General features: G+C 70.1%; 26 protein-coding genes. 17 read left to right on the forward strand and 9 right to left on the reverse strand.

Annotation, left to right across the window (positions count from 1 at the left end):
• Positions 1-59: 59 nt before the first annotated feature.
• Together LQF12_RS00095 and LQF12_RS00100 are read right to left on the reverse strand one after the other, a co-directional pair.
• Positions 60-248, reverse strand: a complete 189-nt coding sequence (locus LQF12_RS00095; RefSeq protein ID WP_231053978.1) for a helix-turn-helix transcriptional regulator — start codon at positions 246-248, stop codon at positions 60-62.
• Positions 249-251: 3 nt separating this feature from the next.
• Positions 252-731, reverse strand: coding sequence for a hypothetical protein (locus LQF12_RS00100; RefSeq protein WP_231053979.1), 480 nt, complete (start codon positions 729-731; stop codon positions 252-254).
• 143 nt (positions 732-874) lie between these two features.
• Here LQF12_RS00100 and LQF12_RS00105 point away from each other — a divergent pair, with 143 nt between their 5' ends.
• From LQF12_RS00105 to LQF12_RS00130, 6 genes are all read left to right on the forward strand, one after another.
• Positions 875-1,441 (forward strand): dihydrofolate reductase family protein, encoded by a 567-nt coding sequence (locus tag LQF12_RS00105; RefSeq protein ID WP_231053980.1) that lies wholly within the window; start codon positions 875-877, stop codon positions 1,439-1,441.
• A 43-nt stretch (positions 1,442-1,484) separates the two neighbouring features.
• Positions 1,485-2,288, forward strand: a complete 804-nt coding sequence (locus LQF12_RS00110; RefSeq protein WP_231053981.1) for a TspO-related membrane protein — start codon at positions 1,485-1,487, stop codon at positions 2,286-2,288.
• Between the two features lie 110 nt (positions 2,289-2,398).
• Positions 2,399-3,442, forward strand: a complete 1,044-nt coding sequence (locus LQF12_RS00115) for an NAD(P)-dependent alcohol dehydrogenase (protein ID WP_231053982.1) — start codon at positions 2,399-2,401, stop codon at positions 3,440-3,442.
• Between the two features lie 36 nt (positions 3,443-3,478).
• On the forward strand, positions 3,479-3,763 hold the full coding sequence (locus LQF12_RS00120; RefSeq protein ID WP_231053983.1) for a DUF2277 domain-containing protein: 285 nt from the start codon (positions 3,479-3,481) through the stop codon (positions 3,761-3,763).
• Between the two features lie 109 nt (positions 3,764-3,872).
• Positions 3,873-4,733, forward strand: coding sequence for an aldo/keto reductase (locus tag LQF12_RS00125; protein WP_231053984.1), 861 nt, complete (start codon positions 3,873-3,875; stop codon positions 4,731-4,733).
• A 36-nt stretch (positions 4,734-4,769) separates the two neighbouring features.
• On the forward strand, positions 4,770-5,702 hold the full coding sequence (locus LQF12_RS00130; RefSeq protein ID WP_231053985.1) for an aldo/keto reductase: 933 nt from the start codon (positions 4,770-4,772) through the stop codon (positions 5,700-5,702).
• Positions 5,703-5,726: 24 nt separating this feature from the next.
• On the opposite strand, the gene iolD is transcribed toward LQF12_RS00130, so the two are convergent.
• The 4 genes from iolD to iolC are packed head-to-tail and all read right to left on the reverse strand — an operon-like array spanning position 5,727 to position 10,456.
• Complete coding sequence (gene iolD / locus LQF12_RS00135) at positions 5,727-7,640, reverse strand: 3D-(3,5/4)-trihydroxycyclohexane-1,2-dione acylhydrolase (decyclizing) (RefSeq protein WP_231053986.1); 1,914 nt, start codon at positions 7,638-7,640, stop codon at positions 5,727-5,729.
• On the reverse strand, positions 7,637-8,527 hold the full coding sequence (iolB, locus tag LQF12_RS00140; protein ID WP_231053987.1) for a 5-deoxy-glucuronate isomerase: 891 nt from the start codon (positions 8,525-8,527) through the stop codon (positions 7,637-7,639). The genes iolD and iolB overlap by 4 nt, the downstream gene beginning before the upstream one ends.
• A 37-nt stretch (positions 8,528-8,564) precedes the next feature.
• Complete coding sequence (locus LQF12_RS00145) at positions 8,565-9,473, reverse strand: Cgl0159 family (beta/alpha)8-fold protein (RefSeq protein ID WP_231053988.1); 909 nt, start codon at positions 9,471-9,473, stop codon at positions 8,565-8,567.
• Positions 9,470-10,456, reverse strand: a complete 987-nt coding sequence (gene iolC / locus LQF12_RS00150; protein WP_231053989.1) for a 5-dehydro-2-deoxygluconokinase — start codon at positions 10,454-10,456, stop codon at positions 9,470-9,472. The genes LQF12_RS00145 and iolC overlap by 4 nt, the downstream gene beginning before the upstream one ends.
• 146 nt (positions 10,457-10,602) lie before the next feature.
• Between iolC and LQF12_RS00155 the strand changes: the two genes are divergently transcribed.
• The 5 genes from LQF12_RS00155 to LQF12_RS00175 all read left to right on the forward strand — a co-directional run bounded on the left by LQF12_RS00155 (position 10,603) and on the right by LQF12_RS00175 (position 15,115).
• Positions 10,603-11,352, forward strand: coding sequence for a GntR family transcriptional regulator (locus LQF12_RS00155; RefSeq protein ID WP_231053990.1), 750 nt, complete (start codon positions 10,603-10,605; stop codon positions 11,350-11,352).
• 158 nt (positions 11,353-11,510) lie between these two features.
• The gene (locus LQF12_RS00160; protein WP_231053991.1) at positions 11,511-12,485 is read left to right on the forward strand and encodes a hypothetical protein; all 975 of its coding nucleotides are present in this window, start codon (positions 11,511-11,513) and stop codon (positions 12,483-12,485) included.
• A gap of 11 nt (positions 12,486-12,496) precedes the next feature.
• Entirely contained in the window at positions 12,497-13,435 is a 939-nt protein-coding gene (locus LQF12_RS00165) for an ABC transporter ATP-binding protein (RefSeq protein WP_231053992.1), read from the forward strand.
• Positions 13,428-14,306: an ABC transporter permease gene (locus LQF12_RS00170; protein ID WP_231053993.1), complete on the forward strand. Its 879-nt coding sequence runs from the start codon at positions 13,428-13,430 to the stop codon at positions 14,304-14,306. The genes LQF12_RS00165 and LQF12_RS00170 overlap by 8 nt, the downstream gene beginning before the upstream one ends.
• Positions 14,303-15,115, forward strand: a complete 813-nt coding sequence (locus tag LQF12_RS00175; RefSeq protein WP_231053994.1) for an ABC transporter permease — start codon at positions 14,303-14,305, stop codon at positions 15,113-15,115. Before LQF12_RS00170 ends, LQF12_RS00175 begins: the two co-directional genes overlap by 4 nt.
• Before the next feature lie 12 nt (positions 15,116-15,127).
• Here the strand turns inward: LQF12_RS00175 and LQF12_RS00180 are convergent, their stop codons facing one another.
• The 3 genes from LQF12_RS00180 to LQF12_RS00190 all read right to left on the reverse strand — a co-directional run bounded on the left by LQF12_RS00180 (position 15,128) and on the right by LQF12_RS00190 (position 17,632).
• On the reverse strand, positions 15,128-15,826 hold the full coding sequence (locus LQF12_RS00180) for a sortase domain-containing protein (RefSeq protein ID WP_231053995.1): 699 nt from the start codon (positions 15,824-15,826) through the stop codon (positions 15,128-15,130).
• Positions 15,827-15,844: 18 nt separating this feature from the next.
• Positions 15,845-16,618, reverse strand: coding sequence for a hypothetical protein (locus LQF12_RS00185; RefSeq protein ID WP_231053996.1), 774 nt, complete (start codon positions 16,616-16,618; stop codon positions 15,845-15,847).
• 345 nt (positions 16,619-16,963) lie between these two features.
• Positions 16,964-17,632, reverse strand: a complete 669-nt coding sequence (locus tag LQF12_RS00190) for a GntR family transcriptional regulator (protein ID WP_231053997.1) — start codon at positions 17,630-17,632, stop codon at positions 16,964-16,966.
• A 204-nt stretch (positions 17,633-17,836) separates the two neighbouring features.
• Here LQF12_RS00190 and LQF12_RS00195 point away from each other — a divergent pair, with 204 nt between their 5' ends.
• The 6 genes from LQF12_RS00195 to LQF12_RS00220 all read left to right on the forward strand — a co-directional run bounded on the left by LQF12_RS00195 (position 17,837) and on the right by LQF12_RS00220 (position 24,651).
• A complete protein-coding gene (locus tag LQF12_RS00195) occupies positions 17,837-19,609 on the forward strand; it encodes a GH39 family glycosyl hydrolase (protein WP_231053998.1) in 1,773 nt (590 codons plus the stop codon).
• A complete protein-coding gene (locus LQF12_RS00200; protein WP_231053999.1) occupies positions 19,606-20,451 on the forward strand; it encodes an aldo/keto reductase in 846 nt (281 codons plus the stop codon). The genes LQF12_RS00195 and LQF12_RS00200 overlap by 4 nt, the downstream gene beginning before the upstream one ends.
• A 25-nt stretch (positions 20,452-20,476) precedes the next feature.
• The gene (locus LQF12_RS00205) at positions 20,477-21,454 is read left to right on the forward strand and encodes a carbohydrate ABC transporter permease (protein ID WP_231054000.1); all 978 of its coding nucleotides are present in this window, start codon (positions 20,477-20,479) and stop codon (positions 21,452-21,454) included.
• The gene (locus tag LQF12_RS00210; protein WP_231054001.1) at positions 21,451-22,335 is read left to right on the forward strand and encodes a carbohydrate ABC transporter permease; all 885 of its coding nucleotides are present in this window, start codon (positions 21,451-21,453) and stop codon (positions 22,333-22,335) included. The genes LQF12_RS00205 and LQF12_RS00210 overlap by 4 nt, the downstream gene beginning before the upstream one ends.
• Positions 22,336-22,406: 71 nt before the next feature.
• Entirely contained in the window at positions 22,407-23,858 is a 1,452-nt protein-coding gene (locus LQF12_RS00215; protein ID WP_231054002.1) for an ABC transporter substrate-binding protein, read from the forward strand.
• A 28-nt stretch (positions 23,859-23,886) separates the two neighbouring features.
• Positions 23,887-24,651, forward strand: coding sequence for an SDR family NAD(P)-dependent oxidoreductase (locus LQF12_RS00220; protein WP_231054003.1), 765 nt, complete (start codon positions 23,887-23,889; stop codon positions 24,649-24,651).
• The last annotated feature ends 129 nt before the right edge of the window (positions 24,652-24,780 follow it).

Raw genomic sequence — 24,780 nt, forward strand, 5'->3', positions numbered from 1 at the left:
TTCCGGGCACCGACCGAAGCTGCGACGTGGGTCGGTGCCCGGAACTTTGGTCGGACGGGTCAGGGCTCGAAGAGGTCCTCGATCCGGCAGCCGAACGCTGCGGCCAGCCTGAACGCGAGCGGCAGGGAGGGGTCGAAGCGACCCTTCTCGATCGAGATGACGGTCTGACGGGAGACCCCGAGCAGGTCGGCAAGATGGTGCTGGGACCAACCCCTGTCCTTCCGGCGGACAGCGACTGAGTTCTGCACGCGTCAGCCGGCTCGGCGGGCGAGTGCGTAGCGGGCGGCGACATCGACAGCGATGAGGACGGCGAGGACCATCAGCGCCGTAGCGCCCGGGACCTCCCAGCGCGTCAGGCTCAGCACGGCGGCACCGGCACCGGCGAGTATGAAGGCGTCGTAGAGCGCGCGTTGGGTCGCCTTGTCCAACCAGATGTTCTCCACCGACTCCTCCGGACGATCCACTGCACCGCGGATCGTGGAGCGATCGACCACCACCGCCCACGCCAGGGCGAGCGCCGGGCCGGTGAAACACAGCGTGCTGACACCAAAGGCCAGCCACCGATGATCGGCATCGAAACCGATCAGGCTGAAGACGACGCCGAGGACGACGGCGGCGAGCGCTCCGAGCGGCCCGGCATGCCACCACGCGGCCGGGCGGGGACGCGCGCTTCCCCACTGAGAGCGGCCCCACCGCAGCGACTCACGGGCGGTGGCAGGTGAATGGTTCATCGTCGACCTCCTTCAATGTCAAGCACAGTTGACATGCCTGGCCGGGTCCGTGTCAAGCGAACTTCACACGAGCACCGGCCTCGATCGGTCGATGGCGGCTATCGGGCGGGCCGCTGTCGGTGCCTGGTCCTAAGGTGCTGGACATGGGACGCATTCTGTATGACACGGCAACGACGCTGAACGGCTGGATCGCTGACGAGAACAACTCCCTGAGCTGGTTGTTCGAGGTGGACGGCGGGGAGCATCCGGACGAGGGCCTGTTCCCGTCCGGGTCGAGCGTGTTGGTGGAGGGCTCGACCACCTACGAGTGGCTGCTCGGCCAGGAGGACGTACTCGCCCACCCCGAGAAGTGGAAGGAGTTCCACGGCGAGCGGCCGACGTTCGTCTTCACGAGCCGGGACCTGCCCATCCCCGAGGGGGCCGACGTCCGGTTCGTCTCCGGCTCGGTGGCGGACGTGCTTCCACGCATCCGGGAGGCGGCCGGCGACGGTGACATCTGGGTGGTCGGCGGGGGCGACCTGGCCGGGCAGTTCCTCGACATCGGGGCGCTCGACGAGATCTGCCTGTCGGTGGCGCCGGTCGCGCTCACCGGCGGGGCGCCGGTGCTGCCCCGCAGGCTCGAGTCCGACCGGCTCCGCCTGGTCTCGGCGACGGCTTTCGGACAGTTCGCGAGGCTCGTCTACGAGGTGCGCCGCAGCGACCACCCGTAACTTGCGGTGCGGCGGAGGCCTCCTGCCGGATACGGTGAGCGACGTGAGTCAGGATCTGCGTCGTCGCCTCGCCGTCACGGTCTGCGCCCTGCTGTGCGCGCTCGCCACCGCCTACGGTGTGGGAGCGCTCGGCGGAACACCGGTCTCGGAGGCCGCCGGGGGCGCTCTCGCGGCCGATGCCACGCTGATCGCCCCGGGCACGCAGGCGTTCGGGATCTGGTCCGTCATCTACGTCGGCCTGGCCGGCTACGTCATCTGGCAGTGGCTGCCGCCGGGTTCCGGGGTGCGCGGCCGTGCGATCGGCTGGTGGGCCGCCGCCTCCCTGCTGCTCAACGGCGCCTGGCTGGTGACGATCCAGTTGGGGTGGCTGTGGGCCAGCGTGCCCGTGATCCTGGCGCTGGCGATCGTGCTCAAGATCGTGCTGGCGCGGCTGCACGCCCACCCCCGCACCTCCTGGATCGAGCTCGCCGTGGTCGACGGCACGTTCGGCCTCTACCTCGGTTGGGTGGCCGTGGCCACGTGCGCCAACATCGCGGCAGCGCTGGCCGCCGGCGACATGGCGGCCACCGGTACGAGGGCCGAGATCATCAGCATCGGGGTACTGCTCGCGGTGCTGGTCCTCGCCATCATCTACGCCCGCAGGTTCGGCGGCCGATTCGCGGTCGCCGGCGCGATGGCGTGGGGGGTGGCATGGATCGCAGTGGCTCGGCTGGCCGACGAGCCCGGTTCAGTGGCCGTCGGCGTGAGTGCCGCCTTCGTCGCCGCGCTGATCCTGGCGCTCCCCTTCGGTCTACGCCCTCGGCGGCGCACCGAGCCCGCCCAGGGGCCCGCCCCCGCCACGGCCTGAGGCGAGCCCGCGCTCAGACTGCGGGAAGCGGCCATGGGCGCGAGAATCGGGGGAGGGCGCGGCACCCGATCGAGAGGCCGCGTCCGGCTTCACGATCGAGGAGGGACCCCATGAAGGCACTGCAGTACGTCGAGGTCGGCCGCCCGCCGGAGATCCGGGAGGTGCCCACGCCCGAGCCGGGCCCGGGAGAGGTGCGGGTCAAGGTCAGCGCTGCCGGTGCGTGCCACTCCGACTCCTTCGTGATGGGTCTGTCCGAGGAGCAGTACGCCCAGTTCGGTTACCCGCTGCCGATGACCCTCGGGCACGAGGGCGCCGGTGTGGTGGACGCCCTCGGGGAGGGCGTGGACGCCGTCGAGGTGGGGGACGCCGTCGCCATCTACGGTCCGCAGGGGTGCGGGCGCTGCTACGAGTGCGCTCAGGGCAAGGAGAACTACTGCCCGCGCGCCGCCGAGCTCGGGATCACCCCGCCCGGCCTGGGCAGCGACGGTGCGATGGCCGAGTACGTGCTGGTCCGCGATCAGCGCCATCTCGTGCCGTTGGGCGACCTGGACCCGGTCCGTAACGTCGCCCTCACCGACGCCGGGCTGACGCCGTACCACGCCATCGTGGGATCGCTGGCGAAGCTGACGCCAGGGACGGTCGCCGTCGTGATCGGCGCCGGTGGCCTGGGGCACGTCGCCATCCAGATCCTGCGAGCACTCACCCCGGCCACCGTGATCGCCCTCGACATCGACGACGACAAGCTCGACCTGGCCCGTGAGGTCGGCGCCCACCACGTCTTCACCTCCGACGAGGACGCGCCCGAGAGGATCCGCGACGCCGTCGACGGCGCGAAGGTGGCCGCGGTCTTCGACTTCGTCGCGGCCCAGCCGACGGTCGATCTCGGGTTGTCGCTGCTGGGCACCGAGTCCGACCTGGTGCTCGTCGGCGTCGGGGCCACGAAGGCCGACGTCGGCATGCTGGCCCGCCCCTACGACTCCACGATCCGCTCGCCCTACTGGGGAAGCCGGTCGGAACTGATGGACGTGCTCCGGCTCGCCCGCGCCGGCCAGGTCTCGGTGGAGGTGGAGACGTTCTCCCTGGACGAGGCGCCGCAGGCCTATCACCGGCTGCACGAGGGAACGCTGCGGGGGCGTGCCGTCGTCGTCCCATGACTAGCCACGCGGCGCCGGCCTGCTTAGGCTCGCGCTATGTGCCGCAACATCCGCCCCCTCCACAACTTCGAGCCGCACGCCTCCTCCGAGGAGGTGCGCGCTGCCGCGTTGCAGTATGTGCGCAAGGTCAGCGGCATGACCAAGCCGTCGATGGCCAATCAGGTCGCCTTCGACCAGGCGGTCGCTGACATCGCCCACATCACCGAGCACCTGCTCGCCGATCTGGTCACCCACGCGCCACCGAAGGACCGTGAGGTGGAGGCGGCCAAGGCCAAGGAGCGGGCGGCCAAGCGGTACGGGGCTCCCGCCGCCAGCGCCTGAGACGCCGCTCGCCCGGTCCGGCAGCGATCGGGCGAACGGGAGGAGGGCGTCCTAGGCTGGGGAGTCGGCGGTGACCCTCCGTCGTAGTCGTCTCGCAGAGGAGATCGGAATGCTCGAACGCACCATCGGTGACCGACGCGTGTCCGCCATCGGGCTGGGCGCGATGCCCATGTCGATCGAGGGCCGGCCCGACCCGGACCGGTCGATCGCCACCATCAACGCCGCGCTCGACGCCGGGGTGACGCTGATCGACACCGCCAACTCCTACCACCGCGACGCCGGCGAGGAGGGCCACAACGAAGAGCTCGTCGCCCGCGCCCTGCGCGAGCGCCGCGTCGGGCCCGATGAGGTGCTGGTGGCCACCAAGGGCGGCACGCAGCGCCCGGGGGACGGCTCGTGGACCAAGAACGGCCGACCGGAGCGGCTCAAGGCCGCCGCCAAGGACTCCGCCCGCCGGCTCGGCGTCGAGGCGATCGGCCTGTATCAGTTCCACCGCCCCGATCCCGAGGTCCCGTTCGCGGACTCGATGGGCGCGATCGCCGAGCTGCTCGACGAGGGCGTCATCCAGATGGCGGGGATCTCCAACACCGACATCGCCCAGATCGATGAGGCGAACGCGATCCTGGGCGGACGCCTGGCGAGCGTGCAGAACCAGTTCTCCCCGCGGTTCCGTTCCAGCCAGGGCGAGCTCGAGCACTGCGCGCGCCTCGGTATCGCCTTCCTGCCCTGGAGCCCCCTCGGAGGAATCGCCAAGGCGGCAGAGCTCGGCGAGCAGCACTCCGCGTTCCAGTCCGTCGCCGACGAGCTCGGCGTCAGCGTCTACCAGGTGACACTCGCCTGGGAGCTCGCCCTCGCCGACGTGGTGATCCCGATCCCGGGATCCTCCCGCCCGGAGAGCATCCTCGACTCGGTCGGCGCCGCCGACGTGCAGCTCTCCTCCGAGCAGGTCGCGCGCCTGTCCGCCGCCTGACAATTTGTTCCCCACCCGCTCTCAGCAAGGAGCTCGATGAAGACCTTCACCCTGCCCGGTACCGATATCAGCGCACCGAACGTGGTGCTCGGCCTGATGCGTATCCAGGACAAGTCCGACGAGGAGGTGCGCACCCTGGTGCAGACCGCCATCGACCAGGGCATCAGTTTCCTCGACCACGCCGACGTCTACGGCTCGAGTGTGCACGGCTGCGAGCGACGCTTCGCCGAGGCGATGGCACTGAGCCCGGCCGACCGCGAGAAGCTGACCATTCAGACCAAGGCGGGCATCGTCCCGGACGGTCCGTACTTCGACTTCTCCTACGAGCACATCATCGACAGCGTCAACGGCTCGCTCGAGGCGCTCGGCACCGACTACATCGACATCCTGCTGCTGCACCGCCCGGACGCCCTGGTCGAACCGGACGAGGTGGCGCGCGCCTTCGACGAGCTCGCCGAGGCGGGCAAGGTCCGGCACTTCGGCGTCTCGAACCACACCCCCCGGCAGATCGACCTGCTGAAGAAGTCGGTCCGCCAGCCGCTGGTGGCCAACCAGTTGCAGCTCTCGATCACCCACGCGCCCCTGGTGGCGCAGGGCGTGGCGGCCAACATGCAGGGCCTGGACCAGTCGATCAGCCGCGACGACGGCCTGCTCGACTACTGCCGCCTGCACGACATCACCGTCCAGGCCTGGTCACCGTTCCAGGCCGGGTTCTTCGACGGCCCGTTCCTCGGCTCCGAGCGCTACCCGGAGCTGAACGCTGTGGTCGACCGACTCGCCGCGAAGTACGACGTGCCGGCGATCGCCATCGCCACCGCGTGGATCACCCGGCACCCGGCGCAGATGCAGGTGGTCATCGGCACCACCACACCGGAACGGGTGATCGCCGCCGCGCAGGGTTCGGACCTCCCGCTCACCCGCGCCGAGTGGTACGAGCTCTACCGGGCCGCCGGGTACACCGTCCCCTGAGCAGGGCACGCAGCGGCGCCACTGCTACAGGTAGTGGCGCTGCTTCGCCCGCAGCGTCGCGTACTGCTCGTACGCACGCTGGGTGCTCTCCAGTCTGGACACCTCGGCCACCGGAACGTCCCAGCCGTTCGTCGCGGGCGGGTTCGGGCCGACCGGGTCGGTCTCGATCACGATCACCGTGGCATCGGGTGCCGCGGCGGCATCGGCGTACGCCGCCCGGAACTCCTCGATCGAGGAGGCCGACACCGTCCGCACCCCGAAGCTCGCGGCATTCGCGGCCAGATCCACGCCCACATGCTCGCCGGCTAGCTGGCCTGAGTCATCCCGCATCCGGTAGGCGGTGCCGAACCGCTGCGAGCCCACCGACTCCGAGAGCGCCCCGATCGAGGCGAACCCGTGGTTCTGCAGCACCACCACGATCACCTTCAGGCCCTCGGACACGATCGTCGCCAGCTCGGTCGGCATCATCTGGTACGTGCCGTCGCCGACGATCGCCACCACCTGACGGTCGCGCTCGGGCCGGGCCAGCCGCACCCCGATCGCCGCCGGGATCTCGTACCCCATGCAGGAGTAGCCGTACTCCAGGTGGTACTGGTCCGGGCCGGCCGCGCGCCACAGCGCCTGCAGGTCCCCGGGCATCGAACCGGCCGCGTTGACCACCACGTCCTCGGCGCCCATCAGGTCGTTGAGCGCTCCGAACACCTCGACCTGAGCGGGAAGGGGGGCGTTGCGGGTGGTGGTGAGCTCAACCGTCGTGCGGGCCCACTCCTGGGCGAGCCTGCTCGCCTCGGTGGCGTACTCCTCACTCACCCGGTGCCCGGCGAGGGCCTCGGTCAGGGCCTCCAGCCCCTCGCGGGCGTCGGCCACCAGCATCTCCGCGCTGTGCTTCGCGGCGTCGAAACTGGCCACGTTGAGGTTCACGAAGCGCGCGTCCGGGTTCGCGAAGGCGGTGTGGGACGCCGTCGTGAAGTCGGTGTAGCGCGTGCCCACGCCGATCACGACGTCCGCCTCGGCCGCCAGTGCATTCGCCGCGGCCGACCCCGTGGAGCCGACCCCCCCGACGGCGCACGCGTGCTCGCCCGGGATGGCGCCCTTGCCGGCCTGGGTGTCCGCCACCGGAGTCCCGGTCGCGTCGGCGAAGGCGATCAGCGCCTGGCTCGCCTCGGAGTACTTGACCCCGCCGCCGGCCACCACGAGTGGGCGCCGGGCGGAGCGGATCGCGGTCACGGCCCGCTCCAGCGCCGCGGGCTCGGGCACCGGCCGGCCCACGTGCCAGGTGCGCTCGCGGAACAGCGCCAGCGGGAAGTCATGCGCCTCCGCCTGCACGTCCTGCGGCAGGCACAGCGTCACCGCGCCGGTCTCGGCCGGGTCGGTGAGCACCCGCATCGCCTGTGGCAGCGAGGCGATCAGCTGCTCGGGCCGGGTGATGCGGTCCCAGAACCGCGAGACCGGGCGGAACGCGTCATTGACCGAGATGTCCGGCGATCCTGGGTTCTCGAGCTGCTGCAGCACCGGGTCGGGCCGGCGGGTGGCGAAGGTGTCCGAGGGCAGCAGCAGCACCGGCACCCGGTTGATCGTCGCCAGGGCCGCACCGGTGACCATGTTCGTCGAGCCGGGGCCGATCGAGGCTGTACATGCGAAGGTCTGCAGCCGACGCCGTGCCCGGGAGAACCCGACGGCGGAGTGCACCATCGCCTGCTCGTTGCGGACGAGGTAGTACGGCAGGGCCTCCTCGCCCTCGGCAGGATCCAGCGCGTTCTGCAGCAGTGCCTGCCCCACGCCCGCCACGTTGCCGTGGCCGAAGATCCCGAAGGCGCCGGGGATGGCCCGCTGCCGGACGCCGTCGCGCTCGGTGTACTGCACCGACAGGAAGCGCACCAGGGCCTGGGCGACCGTGAGGCGCACGGTCGCCTGCGGGTCCTGCGAAGCCTCGGTCATGACTGCTCCTTCGCCAGCGGCAGCCGGGAGTCGAAGGCCTGACCGTCCCAGGTCTCGCGCACCCAGGTGTAGTGCGGGTCGTCGGTCATCTTCCAGGTGCCGTCGCGCTCCGGGCCCGCCATCACGTTCAGGTAGTACATGTCGTAGCCCGGCGGCACCATGCAGGGCCCGTGGTAGCCGTGCGGCACCAGCACCGTGTCGCCGGAGCGCACCTCGGCGAGCAGGTCCATCGGACGCTCGGGCGTGCCGTGCTGACGGTGGTACCCCACGCCCTCGCCGGTCTGGGCGCCGAGGGCGTGGGAGCGGAAGCGGAAGTGGTAGATCTCCTCCAGCACGCGTTCGTCCTCGGAGTGCACGTCGTGCTTGTGCGGCGGGTAGGAGGACCAGTTGCCGCCCGGGGTGATGACCTCCACCACGAGCAGCCGGTCGGTGCTCACCGCATTGCCGAGGGCGTAGTTGCGCACCTCCCGGGAGGCGCTGCCGGAGCCGCGCAGCTCCAGGCGCACCTCCTCGGCCGGGCGGTAGGAGCTGGCGAGGGTCTCCTCGGCGCGGGCGGTGGCCAGGGCGAGGCGGCCGCCGTCGCCGGTGGCGGTGATCTGCGCGGTGGTGCCGCGCCCGAGATAGGCATAGTCGGTGACGGCGGAGAATTCGTCGGGGCGCCCCTGCAGGTGGAAGGTCTGCCCCTCGACGGCGATCTCGAAGCCGCCCGCCATCGGCAGTGCGATGGCCTCGTCCTTGCCGAGCGCTACCGGCGCGCTCGCGCCGGCCGAGAGCTCCAGCGTCTTGAGCCCGGAGTAGCCCCAGCCGGCGCGCTCGGGGGTGATATCCAGCCCGAACGGGCCGTTCGGTGCGCTTCCTGCGGGGACCAGCAGATCGGTGTCGGTCATCGCCACATCCTCCTCGAGTTGCTCGGGACCAGTGTGCTCACAGCAGCCCGACGGCGGCATCGACGGCCGCGGCCACGTCGCCGTCCGGGGGGTAGAGCAGGCTGCGCCCGACCACCAGGCCCAGCACGTTCGGGCAGGCGAGCGTGGCCTCCCAGGTGGCCAGGGCGGCGTCGGGGTCCTCGGAGACCTCCCCGCCGAGGACGAGGCTGGGCAGCGTGGTGGCGGCCATGACGCGCTCCGGCTCGGGCACGGCCGGCAGCTTCAGCCAGGTGTGGGCAGAGGTGCGCCCCAGCCCGGCGGCGACCGCGATCGACCGGATCACGGCGTCAGGGGTGAGGTCGTTGCGCAACCGCCCGTGCTCGGTGTAGCTCCAGAACGGCTCCACCATCGCGGTCAGCCCGCGCTCGGCCAGGTCGTTCACGGCACCGGAGCAGGCGGCGATCGTGTGCATCGTGCCGGGGTTGTCCGGGGCGATGCGCAGGAGCATCTTGCCGCCGTCCAGGCCGGCCGTGGCGATCCCGGAGGCGTCGTAGCCGGTGAACCGGTCGTCGGCCTCGAACACCGCCCCGGGCAGGCCGCCGCGGTTCATGGAGCCGAACACGAGCTTGCCCTCGAGGGCCCCCAGGAGCGCGAGGTCCTCGATCAGGTCGGCGGTACCAAGGAAGCCGTCCACGCCCGGGCGGGAGAGCGCCTCCAGGCATCGCCCGAGCAGATCCGTGCGGTCGGCCATCGCCATCGCATCCGGCCCTGCCCCCAGGGATCCGCGGGCGGGGTGGTCGGCGGCGATGATCATCAGCCGCTCGCCGGAGCGCGGGCGTCGGCCGGGGCGGCGTGCGGCGAGGGTGGCGGCGATCCGCTCGGGCTCGTGGGCGCGGATCAGCGGCAGCTGGGCGATGGTGGGCTGGGCGGCAGGCGTCATGGTGGGCCCTGGGATGGTGCCGGTCATCGGCCGGCCTGCGCGTTGACCTCGGTGACCGGGGTCCCGGCCAGCACTGCCTCGAGTTCGGCGAGCGTGGGCATCGCGGTGGAGCACTCCAGCCGGGAGGCCACGATGGCCCCGGCGGCGCTCGCAGCCTCGATCAGGCGCTGCAGCGGCCAGTCGTTGATCAGGCCGTGCACCAGAGCGCCACCGAAGGCGTCCCCCGCGCCGAGCCCGTTCACGACGTCGATCTCGGTCGGCGGCACCACCACGCGTTCGGTGGCCGTCTTCGCGAGCGTGCCTGCCGGCCCCTGCTTGACGATCGCCAGCCGGACACCTGCGGCCAGGAGCGCATCGGCGGCGGCCTCGGGCTCGGTCTCCCCGACGGCCACCTGGCACTCCTCGCGGTTCCCGACGGCGACGCTCGCGTGGGCGAGGGCCTGCTGCATCTGCGCGGTTGCCTCGCCGGGCTCCGGCCAGAACATCGGCCGGTAGTCCAGGTCCAGCACGGTGTGGGCTCCGGTGCCGTGGGCGCCGCGGTGCGCGAGTGCAGCGTGGTGGGCTTCCCGGCTCGGTGACATGCAGAAACCGGTGCCGGAGACCCAGAACAGGTCTGCGGCCGCGATCTGCTCCAGTGGCATGTCCTCGGCGCGCAGCTGCAGATCCGGTGCACTCGGGCGCCGGTAGAAGTACAGCGGGAAGTCGTCCGGGGGGAAGATCTCGCAGAACGTGACCGGGGTGGGCAGGTCGGCGTCGGTCACGACGAGCTGGTCGTCCACGCCCAGGCGGCGCATCTCGGCCCGGACATAGCGCCCGAACGGGTCGTCGCCCACACCGGTGAGGACCGCGGCGGGGCTCCCCAGCCGCGTCGAGGCCACGGCCACGTTGGTCGGGCTCCCCCCCAAGAACTTCCCGAAGGTCTCCACCTGCTCCAGGCCGACGCCGGTCTGGAGCGGGTAGAGGTCGACGCCGGAGCGCCCCATGGTGATGACGTTCACCGCGTGCCTCATCCCTTTCGCGCGGACGTACTCATTCGATCCGCCCTCGATTGTGCCGTACATCGCCCACTTTGACCAGACGATTGTCCTAACAAATGCATCTGTCAGCGATACTTTGTATGCTCGCACTGACGTGACCGAGAACCTGGAGGGTGTGGATGGGCTCCGACGAGGCAGCGACGGTGCGGGTCGAGCTCGACCGCACCAGCTCAGTACCGCTGTACCACCAGCTCGCCACGGCGATCGAGCAGTCGATCGAGGGCGGAGCGCTGGCGCCAGGGCAGCGGCTCGAGAACGAGATCGCGCTCGCGGAACGCCTGCGGGTCTCCCGGCCGACCGCGCGCCGGGCGTTGCAGGAGCTGGTCGAGCTGGGGATGCTCGTGCGCAAGCGCGGCGTGGGCACCCAGGTGGCGCCGGTGCGGGTGCGGCGGCGCGTGGACCTGTCCAGCCTGTACGACGATCTCGAGCGCAGCGGCCGGAAGCCCAGCACCTCGGTGCTGGAGTACTCGGTGGCTCCCGGTAGCGCGGAGATCACCGACGCGCTGGACGTGCCCGCGGGCTCGGACATCGTCACGGTCCGCCGGCTCCGGCAGGCCGATGGTGAGCCGCTCGCCCTGATGACCAACTACATCGCGCTCGAGCTGGCCCCCTCCTATGAGCAGCTCGGCGAGATGGGGCTCTACCACGCCCTGCGCGAGTCCGGGCTGGAGATTCACATGGCCCACCAGCAGATCGGGGCCCGGTCGGCCACCGCTGCCGAGGCCCGGCTGCTCGAGGACAAGCCCAAGGCCGCGGTGCTGACGATGGAGCGGACCGCCTATGACTCCACCGGCCGCGCGATCGAGCACGGCCGCCACATCTACCGCGCCAGCCGGTACAGCTTCTCCACCACCCTGTTCGCTCCCTGACCGCAGCGACACGGATCCGTGAGTCTGCGGGGTGATGCTGCTGCAGACCTGCGCGGGCGTGTCTCGCCCGTCACGGGTGGGCGGGCGTGGCGCCGGCGGGTGTGGCGGCACCAGACATGTCACGATCGAGGGATGAGACCGCAGCCAGGAGCGCCGGGGTGAGCACCTCGCCCGACCCGGCCCAGCGCGCGCCCCGCTCGCGCGAGCGCCTGCTGCCCCTGTGGGTCTACGCTCCGGCCGGCCTGGTGACGGTCGTCATCGGGTTGCTGCCGTGGCTGCGCTCGGGTCCTCGGCTGCCGCTGCAGAACCTCTGGGCGGCCCGGACCGCTCCCGAGCAGATGCCGCTGGCCCTGCTGCCGCTGAATCAGTACTACCTGGTGCCGCTGCTGGGCATGCTCGTCACCGCCGGACTGCTGTCAGGCCTCCTCGCTCGCCTCGAACCGAGACAGCGGCGCCGTCGCTCCACGCTGCTCACCGCGGTAGGGATGTTCGCCGGCTTCCTGGCGGTGGGTGTCCCGAGCGGCCTCGTGCTCGCCGGCGGTCTCGAGGAGAGCGCCCGGGCGACGGTCTATCTCGCGGGAGTGCTGACATGGACCATCCTGAGCGCGTTCGCCGCCGTGCTCGTCCTCGGCCTCGTCGGCCGGGGGCGCCGGGGTGCTGTGGCGATCGCGATGTCCCTGGCCGCCGCGCCGGTGGGTGCGTGGGCCCAGTACCTGTTCGCCGCGGACCCCTCGACTGCCGCACCCGGGCTCGTCGAGACCGTCGGGAGCCTGCGATGGCTGCCCGCCGTGCTGGTGGGCCTGGCCCTGGCCTGGTGCGGGATCCGGCTGAGCGCCAAGATCGCGGCGTGGGTGCTCAGCCTGGTGGTGCTGTGGGTGATGCCGGCGGTGCTCACGGCCATCTCCTACGTGGCCGGGTACCGCAACGCCGAGGTCGGTGAGCGGATCGGATCGGGGCTGGACGTGCTCGCCGCCGCGATGGCGCCGGGGACTGCCGGCCCACCGGTCCTGGTGGCGCTCGCGATCGGGGTGGTGGGTGCGGTGGCGGTCGCGCTCTGGCGCTGGTGGCGCACCCGCACGGCACGGAACCGCTCCGAGCAGAATCGGGAGAATGGACTCGACGGCGCGTCGTAGAGTTGGCGCTCGTGACCGAGCCGGATTTCGAGCCAGTGATCAGCGCCCGTGGCCTGCGCAAGACCTACGGTGACTTCGCCGCCGTCGACGGTATCGACTTCGAGGTGCGCCCCGGGGAGAGCTTCGGCCTGCTCGGCCCCAACGGTGCCGGCAAGTCCACCACCATGCGGATGATCGGCGGCACCCTCGATCGCACCGGCGGGGACCTGACGGTACTCGGCATGGACCCCGGGCCCCAGGGCCCGACCGTGCGTGCCCACCTCGGGGTGATCCCGCAGCAGGACAACCTCGACGAGGAGCTGCGGGTGCGGGAGAACCTGGTGATGTACGGCCGGTACTTCGGTCTCAGTCGCGCCTTCCTCAACCCCAAGGTCGACGAGCTGCTCGCGTTCGCCCAGCTCGAGGCCAAGGCCAAGGAGAAGGTGCAGTCGCTCTCCGGCGGGATGAAGCGACGCCTGACGATCGCCCGGGGCCTGGTGAACGAGCCCAAGATCCTGCTGCTGGACGAACCCACCACGGGCCTGGACCCGCAGGCCCGGCACGTGCTCTGGGACCGGCTGTTCCGGCTGAAGGAGGCCGGTACCACGCTCGTGGTCACCACCCACTTCATGGACGAGGCCGAGCAGCTGTGCGACCGGCTGATCGTCGTCGACCGTGGCCGGATCATGGCCGAGGGTAGCCCGCGCGAGCTCATCCGCACCTACTCCACGCGCGAGGTGGTCGAGCTCCGCTTCGGGTCCGCCCGCAACGCCGAGGTCGTCAGCACCCTCGAGCAGGTGGGCAGCCGCCTGGAGGTGCTCCCGGACCGGGTGCTGATCTACTCCGACGACGGCGAAGCAGCCCTCGAGGAGGTCGCTCGCCGTGGTCTGGAGCCGGTGACGTCACTGGTGCGCCGCTCCTCGCTGGAGGACGTCTTCCTCCGGCTCACGGGAAGGTCCCTCATTGACTGAGCAGACCGTCGGGCACCACTCCGACGACCTCGACACCACGTCGCTCGCCTACTCGGGCAGGGCTCCGGGCCACGCCGAGATGGCCGCTCGGGCCCATCGCTTCGGTGTCTGGTACTACGCCGAGACGGTGCTGCGCACCATGCGCGCCTTCATCGTGCCGGGCCTGCTCAACGCCGTCGGGCTGCCGCTGCTCTACATCGTGGCGATGGGCCTGGGCCTCGGCTCGCTCGTCTCCGGTGGCGTCGGCCGGGTGGACGGCGTCGACTATCTGACTTTCGTGGTGCCGGCGCTGCTCGTGTCCACGGCGGTGATGTCGATGTCCGGCGAGATGACCTTCCCGATCATGGCCGGATTCAAGTGGATGCGAACCTACTACGGCCCCGCTGCCACCGGGCTGCGGCCGGGGCAGCTGGCCACCGGGCACCTGCTCGCGGTGATCATCCGGTTCGCGATCCAGACCACCATCTTCTACATCATCGCCCTGATGTTCGGAGCGACACAGCCGGGCTGGTCGGTGCTGATGGTGCCGATCGCGATCCTCGCGGCGACCGCCTTCGGCGCACCCCTGCAGGCCTATGCGGCGAGCCTGGAGGGCGAGGGATTCCAGTTCTCCTTCGTGCAGCGCTTCATCGTGATGCCGATGTTCCTGTTCTCCGGCACGTTCTTCCCGCTGTCGGTGATGCCGGTCTACCTGCAGTGGATCGGGTGGCTCTCCCCGGTCTGGCACGGTACCCAGCTCGCCCGCGCGGCCTCCTACGGTGCCGCGGTGGAGGGGTGGCTGATCGCGGTGCACCTGCTCGTGCTGGCGGCCGCGACCGTGGCCGGCGCCCTGCTGGCACGTCGCGTCTACACCCGGAGGCTGACCTCATGAGCGAACGTGACCTCGCGTCGGTGAGCCCAGGCCGCACGGGTGGACGCGGCGGGGTGCTCGCCGTGCTCGAGCGCGGCTTCACCGTGATCCGGAACCAGAACTGGATGATCCTGGTGTCGGGCTTCTTCGAGCCCGTCTTCTACCTGCTCGCGATGGGCGTCGGGATGGGGATGCTGGTGGGGGAGGTCTCCGGTCCTGGTGGCCGGGAGGTCACCTACGCGGCCTTCATCGCCCCGGCCCTGCTCGCCACCTCGGCGATGAACGGCGCCTTCTACGACTCCACCTGGAACGTGTTCTTCAAGCTCCGCTTCGCCAAGCTCTACGAGGCGATGCTGCAGACCTCTCTCTCGCCCTGGAACGTGGCGCTCGGGGAGATCCTGATGGCGCTGTTCCGCGGGTTCCTGTACGCGCTCGGGTTCCTCGGCGTGCTGGCGATCATGGGCCTGGTCACCTCGTGGTGGGCACTGGCGATGGTGCCGGTGGCGGTGCTGATCGCCTTCGGTTTCGCCGCGCTGGGCATGGGCGTGACCAGCTTTCTCACCCGGTTCCAGCAGATGGATCTGCTGAACTTCGTGATGCTGCCGATGTTCCTGTTCTCGGCCACGTTGTACCCGATCACGGTCTACCCCGAGGTGGTGCAGTGGTTCGTGATGGCCCTGCCGCTGTGGCACGGCGTGGAGCTGATGCGCCAGCTCTCGGTGGGCTACCTCACCACGGCTACGTTGGTGCACGTCGGGTACTTCCTGGCCATGACGGCGGCCGGCCTGTGGCTGACCACCAGGAGATTGCGGGCGCTCTTCCTTCGGTGAGCCGGGCCGATCTCAGCCGTCCAGTGCGCCGTAGGCGATGAAGTTGTCCTCCAGCACGCCGGTGTCGGAGTTGAGGCCGTCGCAGGTGATCAGCCGGATCTCGGCCTCGTCGGTGTTGCCGTAGACCTCGAGCGTGGGGAAACCCTCGCGGCTCTTGTCGAAGAGCTCGGTGCGGTAGATCGTGAACGTGGCCACCGAGCCGTCCTCGCGGGTGACCTCGATGCTGTCCCCGACTTCGACCTGCGGCAGGTCGGCGAAGATCCCCGGGCCGCCCTCGATGCCGTTGCGATGACCGAGGATGACCGAGGGGCCGATTTCACCCGGCGTGGGGGAGTGCACGTACCACCCGGGTGGGGACCCGAGGTTGTACGGGGGGACCTCGATCAGCCCGTTCTCCTGCAGCCCGAGCTCCATCAGCTCGTCCTCGACGCCGATCGCGGGCACCGACACCACAGTCGGCGCGGAGGCGGGCAGCGAGGGCGGCTCGGGCTCCTCGGTGGGAGTCGGCGAGGCCTCTTCGGTGGGCGTGGACGTGGGGGTGGGCTCCGCCGTCGGGGTGGCCTGGGAGGGGACCTCCTCCACCTGAGCGGGCTCGGTGGGAGCGGGCGCGGCGGCGCCGTCGTCGGGTCCGCCGCAGGCGGTGAGGGCGAGCGCGGCGGCCGCCGCGCAGACCGTGAGGCCTGCGCGGCGACCGCTGATGAGACGCGTCATCGGTGAGTGCTCACCCGATCAGACGTTGTCCGAGCGACGACGCAGCATCCAGGCGCCACCGGCCACGAGGGCCAGAGCACCGGCGCTGGCACCGACGATCACGCCGGTGTTGTCGGCGGGCTGCACCGGCGAACCGGTGTCGGCGCCACCGTCGGGCATCGCACCCATCTGCGAGACGCTGACCGTGCCGCAGGCGGCGGGGAGGGTGGCAGCCAGCGGCAGCTCCTCGTTCAGCGGGCTCATCTTCTCAGCGGCCTCCTCGCTCAGGAGGGTCGGGTCGACACCGTGGATGACCACGACGGCAGTCCCGTCGGCCAGGGCCGCCGCGCTGTCGTCATTGATCTCGAAGGTGCGCTCGTAGGTGTACTCAGCACCGCCGGGGTAGCGCTCCACGGCGAGTGCCGAGTCGGCGCTGGTGTCACCCTCGGTGGTCAGCGAGGTGCTGACCTCGCCGTAGGACGGAATGCCCTCCGGCGTGCTGACCGCGCCGTCACCGTCGGTGTCCGCGCTTGCGTCCGGGCAGACGCCCTCGCCGCCGACGTGGATGTGCTGAGCGTGCGGGAACGGTCCGTCCATGAACTCGGCGGCCGCGCCCGAGATGTTGATCGTGACCGTCGCCTCGTTGCCGTCGAGCTCGATCATGGCGTCACCGCTGGTGCCGCTGCCGTTGAGCTCGTCGAGCGAGGTCTGGCCCGACCACGGCTCGCTGGTGTCGGCGAGGGCCGGTCCTGCAGCCATGGCCATCGCTCCGAGAGCCAGGGCCGGTACTGCCAGTAGCGTCTTCTTCCGCATCGTGCATCTCCTCTGTGGTTCGTATGCTCCGGTGGCTACATTGCCGTCGTGCCCGAGGGACGGGGGCCGGAGCCGGGCACAGCTTGTGTGCATCAGTTCGTGCGGTCGTGGTGCGCGCTCCGAGCGTCCGGACGCTGCGCGCTGGCAATCACCGCCCTCCGAGCAGATCGACGCTCTCCCGAGGCAGCCGTCCCTACGGACGGGGGATGCGGCAGACGCATGAGGGTGCCTCCCTCGCAGTCGGGATCCTGGCACTTCTGGTTCGGAGCCGCTGCGAGGACGGATTGGTCCGGATCGAGATTTCTTTTTCCGGGAGCTGTGAGCGTGTGCCTCAGGCCTCAGGCCTCAGGCCTCAGGCAGCTCCAGCTGCCGCAGCCGGGAGTAGGCGCCGCGCATGTGGTCGGCGACGGCCTCGCGCGCCGCTCCCGTCTCGCCCGAGGCGAGGATGTCCCGCAGGGCCTTGTGCTCGGGGTAGCCGACGGTGGGGAAGTCCGGGAAGTTGATGTTGCGGGTGATGAGGAAGAACCCGACCTGGCTGCGGATGGAGGTCCACACGCGCTGCAGGCGCGCGTGATCGGAGGCGTCGTAGACCACGTCGTGGAAGGCCAGGTCCAGGGCCACCGCCTCCTCCGGCTGCACGGAGCCGGAGGTGTCCTTCATCCGCTCCAGCACCCGATCGAGCTCGGCGAGGTGGGCCTGGGTGAGCCGGGTGGCCGCTCGTTCGCCGGCGAGGGCCTCGATCGCGGTGCGCAGGGTGTGGACCTCTTCGACGTCACGCTGGGTGAGCACGGAGACGAAGGCGCCGCGGTGGCGCCGGATCTCGACCTGCCCCTCCGCCTCGAGGAGTGCGAGCGCCTCGCGCACGGGGCCGCGGCTGACGTCGAGGGACTCGGCGATCTCGGCCTCGCGCAGCCGGGACCCGGGCGGCAGCTCGCCGTTGGCCATCTTCTCGCGCAGCACCCGCACCACCTGCTCGCTGAGCGAGGTGCGTGGCCCGATCGTTCCCAGCGTCATCGCTCGTCCCTTCTCGCCGTGCCGGGCAGTCGTCCGATCCTCACATGATGGCGGCTCCCGGCGATGCCCGCCCGATACCCGTCTCTGCAGAAAATATAGCGTTGACAATCTGCAATTGCCAGGTCTACCGTCGGAGTATGTCGTCACCGAGGACGACGGTCCTCCATGAGGGCACGGCGCCGACGCAGGAGAGGCATTCCCCACGTGAGCACCCGAACCGACCAGACCGCTCGCCCCGAGGCCATCGGTCCCCGCCCGGATCACAACCCGGGCATCGGCACCGACGTCTCGCCCTATCCGAAGGCCGCGCCGAGCGACGCCAGCGCCCCCCATGTGCATGCCGCGGAGGTGGAGGTCGATGCCGCCTCGGACGCCGGGCCGCTCGCCCGCATGTGGGAGAGCATCGGCTATGACGAGATCAACTGGACCTACACCCCGACCGGGCGCACGCTGCTGAACACCTTCGGCGAGATGACCACCCGCGGCTTCCATGTCCGCCCGCACTACGTGTTCTGCTCCGGCAGCGGTTTCGGTATCCCCCACTGGGGCAACGGCAACGTGTATCACGAGAGCAACGACGGTTCCGTGACGTACGACTTCACCATCGTCGACCAGGCCTATGACGCGATCGTCGAGGCCGGCCACCACGTGCTGGTCGAGATCGCCTTCACCCCGCGCGACCTGCTGCCCGAGCAGGCGGCCGAGCTCACCGTGACGCCGAGCCCGACGGTCTACAGCGCGTACGAGGCCGGCCAATGGGCCTACCCCCCGCGCGACTACGAGCGCTGGGGTGCACTCGTGGCTGCCCACGCTCAGCACTGCCTGGAGCGTTACGGGGCCGAGGAGGTCGACACCTGGCTCTGGGAACTGTGGAACGAGCCGGACATCTTCTACTGGCGGGGCACGCCCCAGGAGTTCTACGACCTCTACTCCGTCACGGCCCGCGCGGTCCGCTCCGTGCTCCCCGAGGCGAAGGTCGGTGGCCCCACCGTCACCGGCGCCGGCGTGGAGTTCATGCGCGGCTTCCTCCAGCACACCCGAGACGCCGGCGACCCGCTGGACTTCGTCTCCTTCCACACCAAGGGCTCGGCCTTCACACCCTGGCGCGCCTACGGCCCGACCGGGGCGCCCGCCACCGAGCAGCAGAACCCGTCGGCCAACAAGATGATCTTCGAGGTCCAGCGTCTGCTGCGGGTGATCGCGGAGTTCCCCGAGTACCACCACCTGCCCGCGATCGTGGACGAGTGCGACGCGGGCGTCCCGGCACACTTCTCGGCCTACGACAACGGCAACTTCGCCTTCCAGAACACCGAGTACTTCCCGGTCTTCCAGGTGAAGCTGATGAAGAAGCTGCTCGACCTCAACGCCCTGGAGCCGGTCCAGGTGGAACAGGCCACCTCCTGGAGCTTCTACTTCGAGGGTGAACGCTACTTCGAGGGCACGCGCGCCTTTCTCACCGCCGGTGGGGTGGAGAAGCCTCTCCTGAACGCCTACCGGATGCTCAGCCATCTCGGCGAGCGTCGCCTGACCGCCTCGTCGAACGCCGCCGTCGATGTCGCGCAGATCGACCACCAGACCGGCGCGAGCATGCCCGAGGAGGTGGACGTGCTGGCCTCGCGTAGCGAGAACGGCACCGTCGCGGTCCTCGTGTGGCGCCACACCGACGACCAGTACCGCACCGACACCGCCGAGACCGAGGTGAGCCTCGCCGTCACCGGTCTCGAGGGTTCCTACACGGTGCGTCACTTCCGTATCGACGCCGACCGCTCCAACTCGCACACCCGCTGGACCGAGCAGGGCAGCCCGCAGGTTCCCACCGCCGACCAGCTTGCCGCGATCAAGGCCCGGCAGGGCCTGGAAGAGCTCAGCCCTTCCACCCGGATCACGACGGCGGAGGGCGCCTACCGCACCAGCCTCACCCTGCCGCTGCCCTCGGCCTCGCTGCTGGTGCTCGAACCCGAGGGGGCGGGCCGATGAACGAGACGTTCTCCCGGCGGGTCCCGCTGGCCGGTGGCACGTCGATCCCGCAGCTCGGGCTGGGGGTCTTCCAGGTCGAGTCGGGCGGGACCCAGCAGGTGGTCGAGCGGGCGCTGGAGATCGGCTACCGGCACATCGACACCGCTGCGGCGTACGTCAACGAGGAGGGCGTCGGCGCCGCCATCCATGCCTCCGGCATCCCGCGCGAGGAGGTGTTCGTCACCTCCAAGCTCCGCAACGGCGATCAGGGCTACGAGTCCGCCCTGCGGGCCTACGCCGACACCTGCACCCGGCTGGGGCTGGAGCGCCTCGACCTCTACCTGATCCACTGGCCGAACCCGGCCGCGGGGCTGTGGCAGGACACCTGGCGTGCCCTGGCGCGCCTGGCGGACCAGGGCGAGGTGGCCGCCGTCGGGGTCTCGAACTTCATGCCCGAGCATCTGGAGGAGCTGGCGCAATTGTCGGAGGTGACCCCCGCCGTCAACCAGATCGAGTTGCACCCCACCTACCAGCAGCGCGAGCTCGCCGATCACTGCCGTGAGCGTGGGATCGCGGTGCAGGCCTACTCCCCGCTCGGGCAGGCCGGCGACCTCGAGCACCCGGCGATCACGGAGCTGGCCGGCCGGCTGGACGTGAGCCCTGCACAGGTGATCCTGCGTTGGCACCTGGACCGTGGGCACGTCGTGATCCCCAAGACGGTCTCGCCGGAGCGGATGCGTTCGAACGCCGATCTCGACGATGTGGCGCTGAGCGAGGCAGACCTGGCTGTGCTCGACGGGCTCGACTCCGGTCAACGCATCGGCAACGACCCGTACACCTTCGACAAGTCCCAGATCCGCTGACCCACCGACCAGTTCGGAGAACTCGATGGCGAGTCCCACACTGATCGCCGAGACGGCCACCCGGTCCGGCTCGGCAGCCAGAAAGACAGCGAAGCGACCGGGCCAGCGCTCGCGCGAGCGCCGACGCAACCTCTGGATCTACGCGTTCCTGCTGCCCACCTTCATCCTCTACGGGCTCTACACCCTCTATCCGATGGTGGCCAGCTACTGGTACTCGCTGGTGGAATGGAACGGTTTCTCCAGCCAGCAGACGTTCGTCGGGGTGGAGAACTACCGGCGGGTCTTCGCCGATCCGCTGTTCTGGTCCTCGGTGCGGGTGACGTTGCTGTTCATGCTGATCGTGGCCCCGCTGCGGGTGTTCGGTGCGTTCGCCCTGGCGATCCTGCTGAACTCCCCGAAACTGCCGCTGCGCTCGTTCTTCCGCACCGCCTACTTCCTGCCGGTGGTCACCACGACGGCGATCGTCGGTGTGGTGATGCGGTTCATCTTCGACCCGGCCAGTGGTCCGACGGCGGCGCTCGCCCAGATCTTCGGACTGGGCCCGATCGACCTGCTCGGCTCCTCCGAGACCGCCCTCATCACCGCCGGCGTGGTCTACGTGTGGAAGTTCTTCGGCATCACGCTGATCTACTGGCTGGCCGCGCTGCAGACCATCCCGGCGGACCTGTACGAGGCCGCGCGGATCGACGGTGCCGGTCCGGTGCGGCTGTTCCGCTACATCACGCTGCCGATGCTGATCCCGTTCCTGCTGATCATCACGGTGCTCACGATCGAGGACTGCTTCCATGCGTTCGACCTGATGCAGACGATGACCGCGGGAGGGCCGTTCTTCAGCACCGAGATCATCGAGATCTACATCTACCGGTGGGCCTTCGCGGCCTCCATCCCACAGCTCGGGTTCGCCTCCGCGGCAGCCGTGCTGTTCGGGGTGATCGTCCTGCTGGTCGTCATCCTGCAGGTGTGGGCGACCGTGGTCTCCCGACGGATGAGGAGTCGAGCATGAGTGTCATCGCGAAGGAGCGGAAGGCCCCGACGGCGCGCAGGACCACGCGCCGCGTGGGACGGCGGTTCTGGTGGTGGGTGCTCACCGCCTTGCTGCTCGCGCTGGCGTTCGTGTGGGTCTTCCCCTTCATCTGGATGGTCTCGGCGTCGTTGAAGACCTCCGGGGAGATCTTCGGCGGCGGCCTGGGGCTGATCCCGGAGGCGTTGCAGTGGGAGAACTACTCCCGGGCCTGGATCGACGGCCGGTTCAACGTGTATCTCCTCAACACGGTGATCGTGACCGTGGCCACCACGGTGATCGTGGTGGTGCGGTGCGCGCTCGCCGGGTACGTGCTGGGCCGGTACCGGTTCCCGGGTTCGCGGCTCGTGATCGCGATCCTGGTGGCGACCCTGTTCGTGCCGACCGGCTACACCATCATCCCGGTAGTCAAGCTCTCCATGGAACTCGGCCTGCTCGACAGTCTCGCCGGGATGATCCTGGCGCTGGCCGGCGCGGCGAATGTGGCCTCCATCCTCATCTACGCAGGCTATTTCCGCGGTATGCCCGCCGAGCTCGAGGAGGCCTCGATCGTGGACGGCGCGGGCTTCGTGCGCACGTTCACCCAGATCATGCTTCCGCTGTCGATGCCGGTGACGGCGACCGTCGGCATCCTGACCTTCCTGTTCACCTGGAACGCGTTCTTCCTGCCGCTGGTCTTCTCCTTCTCCAACCCGGCGCTGCGCACCGTGAGCGTCGGCATGCAGGCCTTCGTCGGGGAGAACTCCACCGACTGGCCCGGAATGGCGGCGGCGGGCGTGATCTCGCTGCTGCCCATCGTGGCGCTGTTCGTGTTCATGCAGCGCTACTTCGTCGAAGGCATCGCCGGGGCGGTGAAGTCCTGACCGACACGCCCAGCACCTTCGACCCCCTGCGACTCCCACCCGACCCTTTCGATCTCGACGAGGAGATTCTCATGACTCGCAACGCATTCAGCCGCCGTCAACTGATGGGCGGTGCCGGACTCACCGGTATGGCAGGCCTGATCGCCGCATGCGGCGGGGAGAGCCCGCCGCCCGAACCCGCCGGTGGCGGCGGCGGTGGGGGAGGTGGCACCGGCGAGGGCCTGAGCTGGTGGGACCACTTCGGCGGCCTGCAGGATCTCCACACCGAGTGGGCCACCACCGAAGGTGAGGCGATCGGCGTCCCGATCGAGTACTCCTACAACGAGCCCAGCCAGACCACCGAGGCCCTGCAGGTGGCTAACCAGACCGATTCGCTGCCGGACGTGTTCTCCAACGTGCTGGGGCTGCCCCTGCCGGCGTTGGTGGAGGCGGGTTGGCTCAGTCCGATCACACTCTCGGACGAGGCGATGGCACGGTTGCCGGAGGGGACCTTCATCGAGGGCATCACGATGATCGACGGTGAGATCTACGGGCTTCCCGCGCTCTCCGATCGTCAGTACTGGGCCTGCACCTGGTACAACTCCGAGATCGCCGAGGAGGTGGGCTTCGAGCCACCGCAGAGCTATGACGAGATGCGGGCGGCCCTGCAGGCGATCGCCGACCACGGCGAGTACACGCCGATGACGCTCGCCCTCGGTGCCGCTGGTCGAATCCGCGACCAGGTCGACGGGCTCGCCCAGGGCGGCGGATTCCCCGGCTGGCAAGGCCTTCGCTATGACACCGGGATGTACGAGTACCAGCACGAGACGTACATCAACGCGATCGAGCTGCTGAAGGAGATCTCCGACAACGGCTGGTTGTTGCCGGGCACGAACTCCTTCCAGATTCCGGACGCGCGCGGCCGCTGGGCGGCGGGGCAGATCGGGTTCTTCATCGACGGGCCGTGGTCCCCGGGCGGGGTGCGGTCCCTGAACGCCGAGCACCTGCCACGGATGGCGGTGGCCGGGATGCTGACTCCGGGCGGGGAGGAGCTGATCATCACCCGCGGTGCGCCGGCGCCCACGTGGTTCGTCGCGGGTTCCAGCGCGAACCCCGAGGCCGCCAGCCAGCTGGTGGAGACCTTCACCCGCGACGACTACCAGCAGGCGCTCGCGGAGGCCATGGACCAGCCACCGCTGAACCTGGACGTGGTGAGCCAGGCCGACGTGATCGATCCCTACGCCTGGCTCATCGCGGACTTCAAGGAGCGGGTCTTCCGCGCACCGCAGGCGCAGGTGCGCAACGTCGCCGCCTCGGAGGCGCTCGCCCGGACCACGCCGATCGCACCGCATCTGGGCGACATCATCCAGGGCTACCTGGGCGGGGACATCAGCGATCTCCAGGGCGAGCTGGTCTCGCTCAGTGACGCGTTCAACGCCGACCTCGATTCGGCGATCGAGTCCGCAGCCGCCGAGGGCTTCGAGGTCTCCCGCGAGGACTGGGAGTTCTCGGACTGGGAACGCGGCACCGACTACACCTACTGACGCTTCGAGCGAGAGAAGGACGACAAGCATGGACACGTTTCCTGGTGAACGTACCGCGATCGTGACCGGGGCGGGTTCGCCTCGCGGGATCGGCCGGGCGGTCGCGCACCGCCTGGCCCGCGACGGCTGGGCGATCGGCCTGCTCGACATCGACGGCGAGGCGGTGGGCGCGCTGGCCGGGGAGATCTCGGCCGCGGGCGGCAGGGCGGTCAGTGCCGGTGTCGACGTGTCCGACCGGGCTGGGGTGGAGGCGGCGGTCGCCGAGGTGACCGCCGGCCTTCCCCCGGTGCTGGCCCTGGCCAACATCGCCGGAGTCAGCTCCCCGGTGCCCTATCTCGAGCTCGAGGACGGCGAGTGGGAGCGCGTGCTGCGTACCAACCTGTTCGGCGTGCATTATCTGACGGCGGCCGTCGCCCCCCTGATGGTGGCGGCCGGGACGGGCCGGATCGTCTCGATCTCCTCGGTCTCGGCGCAGCGCGGCGGCGGCACCTACTCCAAGACCCCGTACTCGGTGGCCAAGGCCGGCGTGATCGGCCTGACGCGCTCGCTGGCGCGCGAGCTCGGCCCGCACGCGATCACGGCCAACGCCATCGCCCCTGGGCCGATCGACACCGACATCATGGGTGGGGCGCTCTCGGACGAGCGCAAGGCGGCCCTGGTGGAGGAGCTGGTGGTCAACCGGGTGGGCACAGTGGAGGACATCGCCGCCGCGGTGGCCTTTCTGATGAGTGCGGAGTCCGGGTACATCACCGGGCAGACGTTGAATGTGGACGGTGGGTTGTACATGCACTGAGGCCCGGAGAGGTCGCGGGTGCCGGGGCCGGGCTCGTCGGCTGGCGCTGAGGCGCGGCACCCTGGCGAGTCCACGGCACTGCGAGGGAGGCGGGTTCGTCTCCTGACCAACGATGCTCGGCCCCGAATT

This window comes from Ruania suaedae (genome assembly GCF_021049265.1).
Lineage (GTDB): Bacteria > Actinomycetota > Actinomycetes > Actinomycetales > Beutenbergiaceae > Ruania > Ruania suaedae.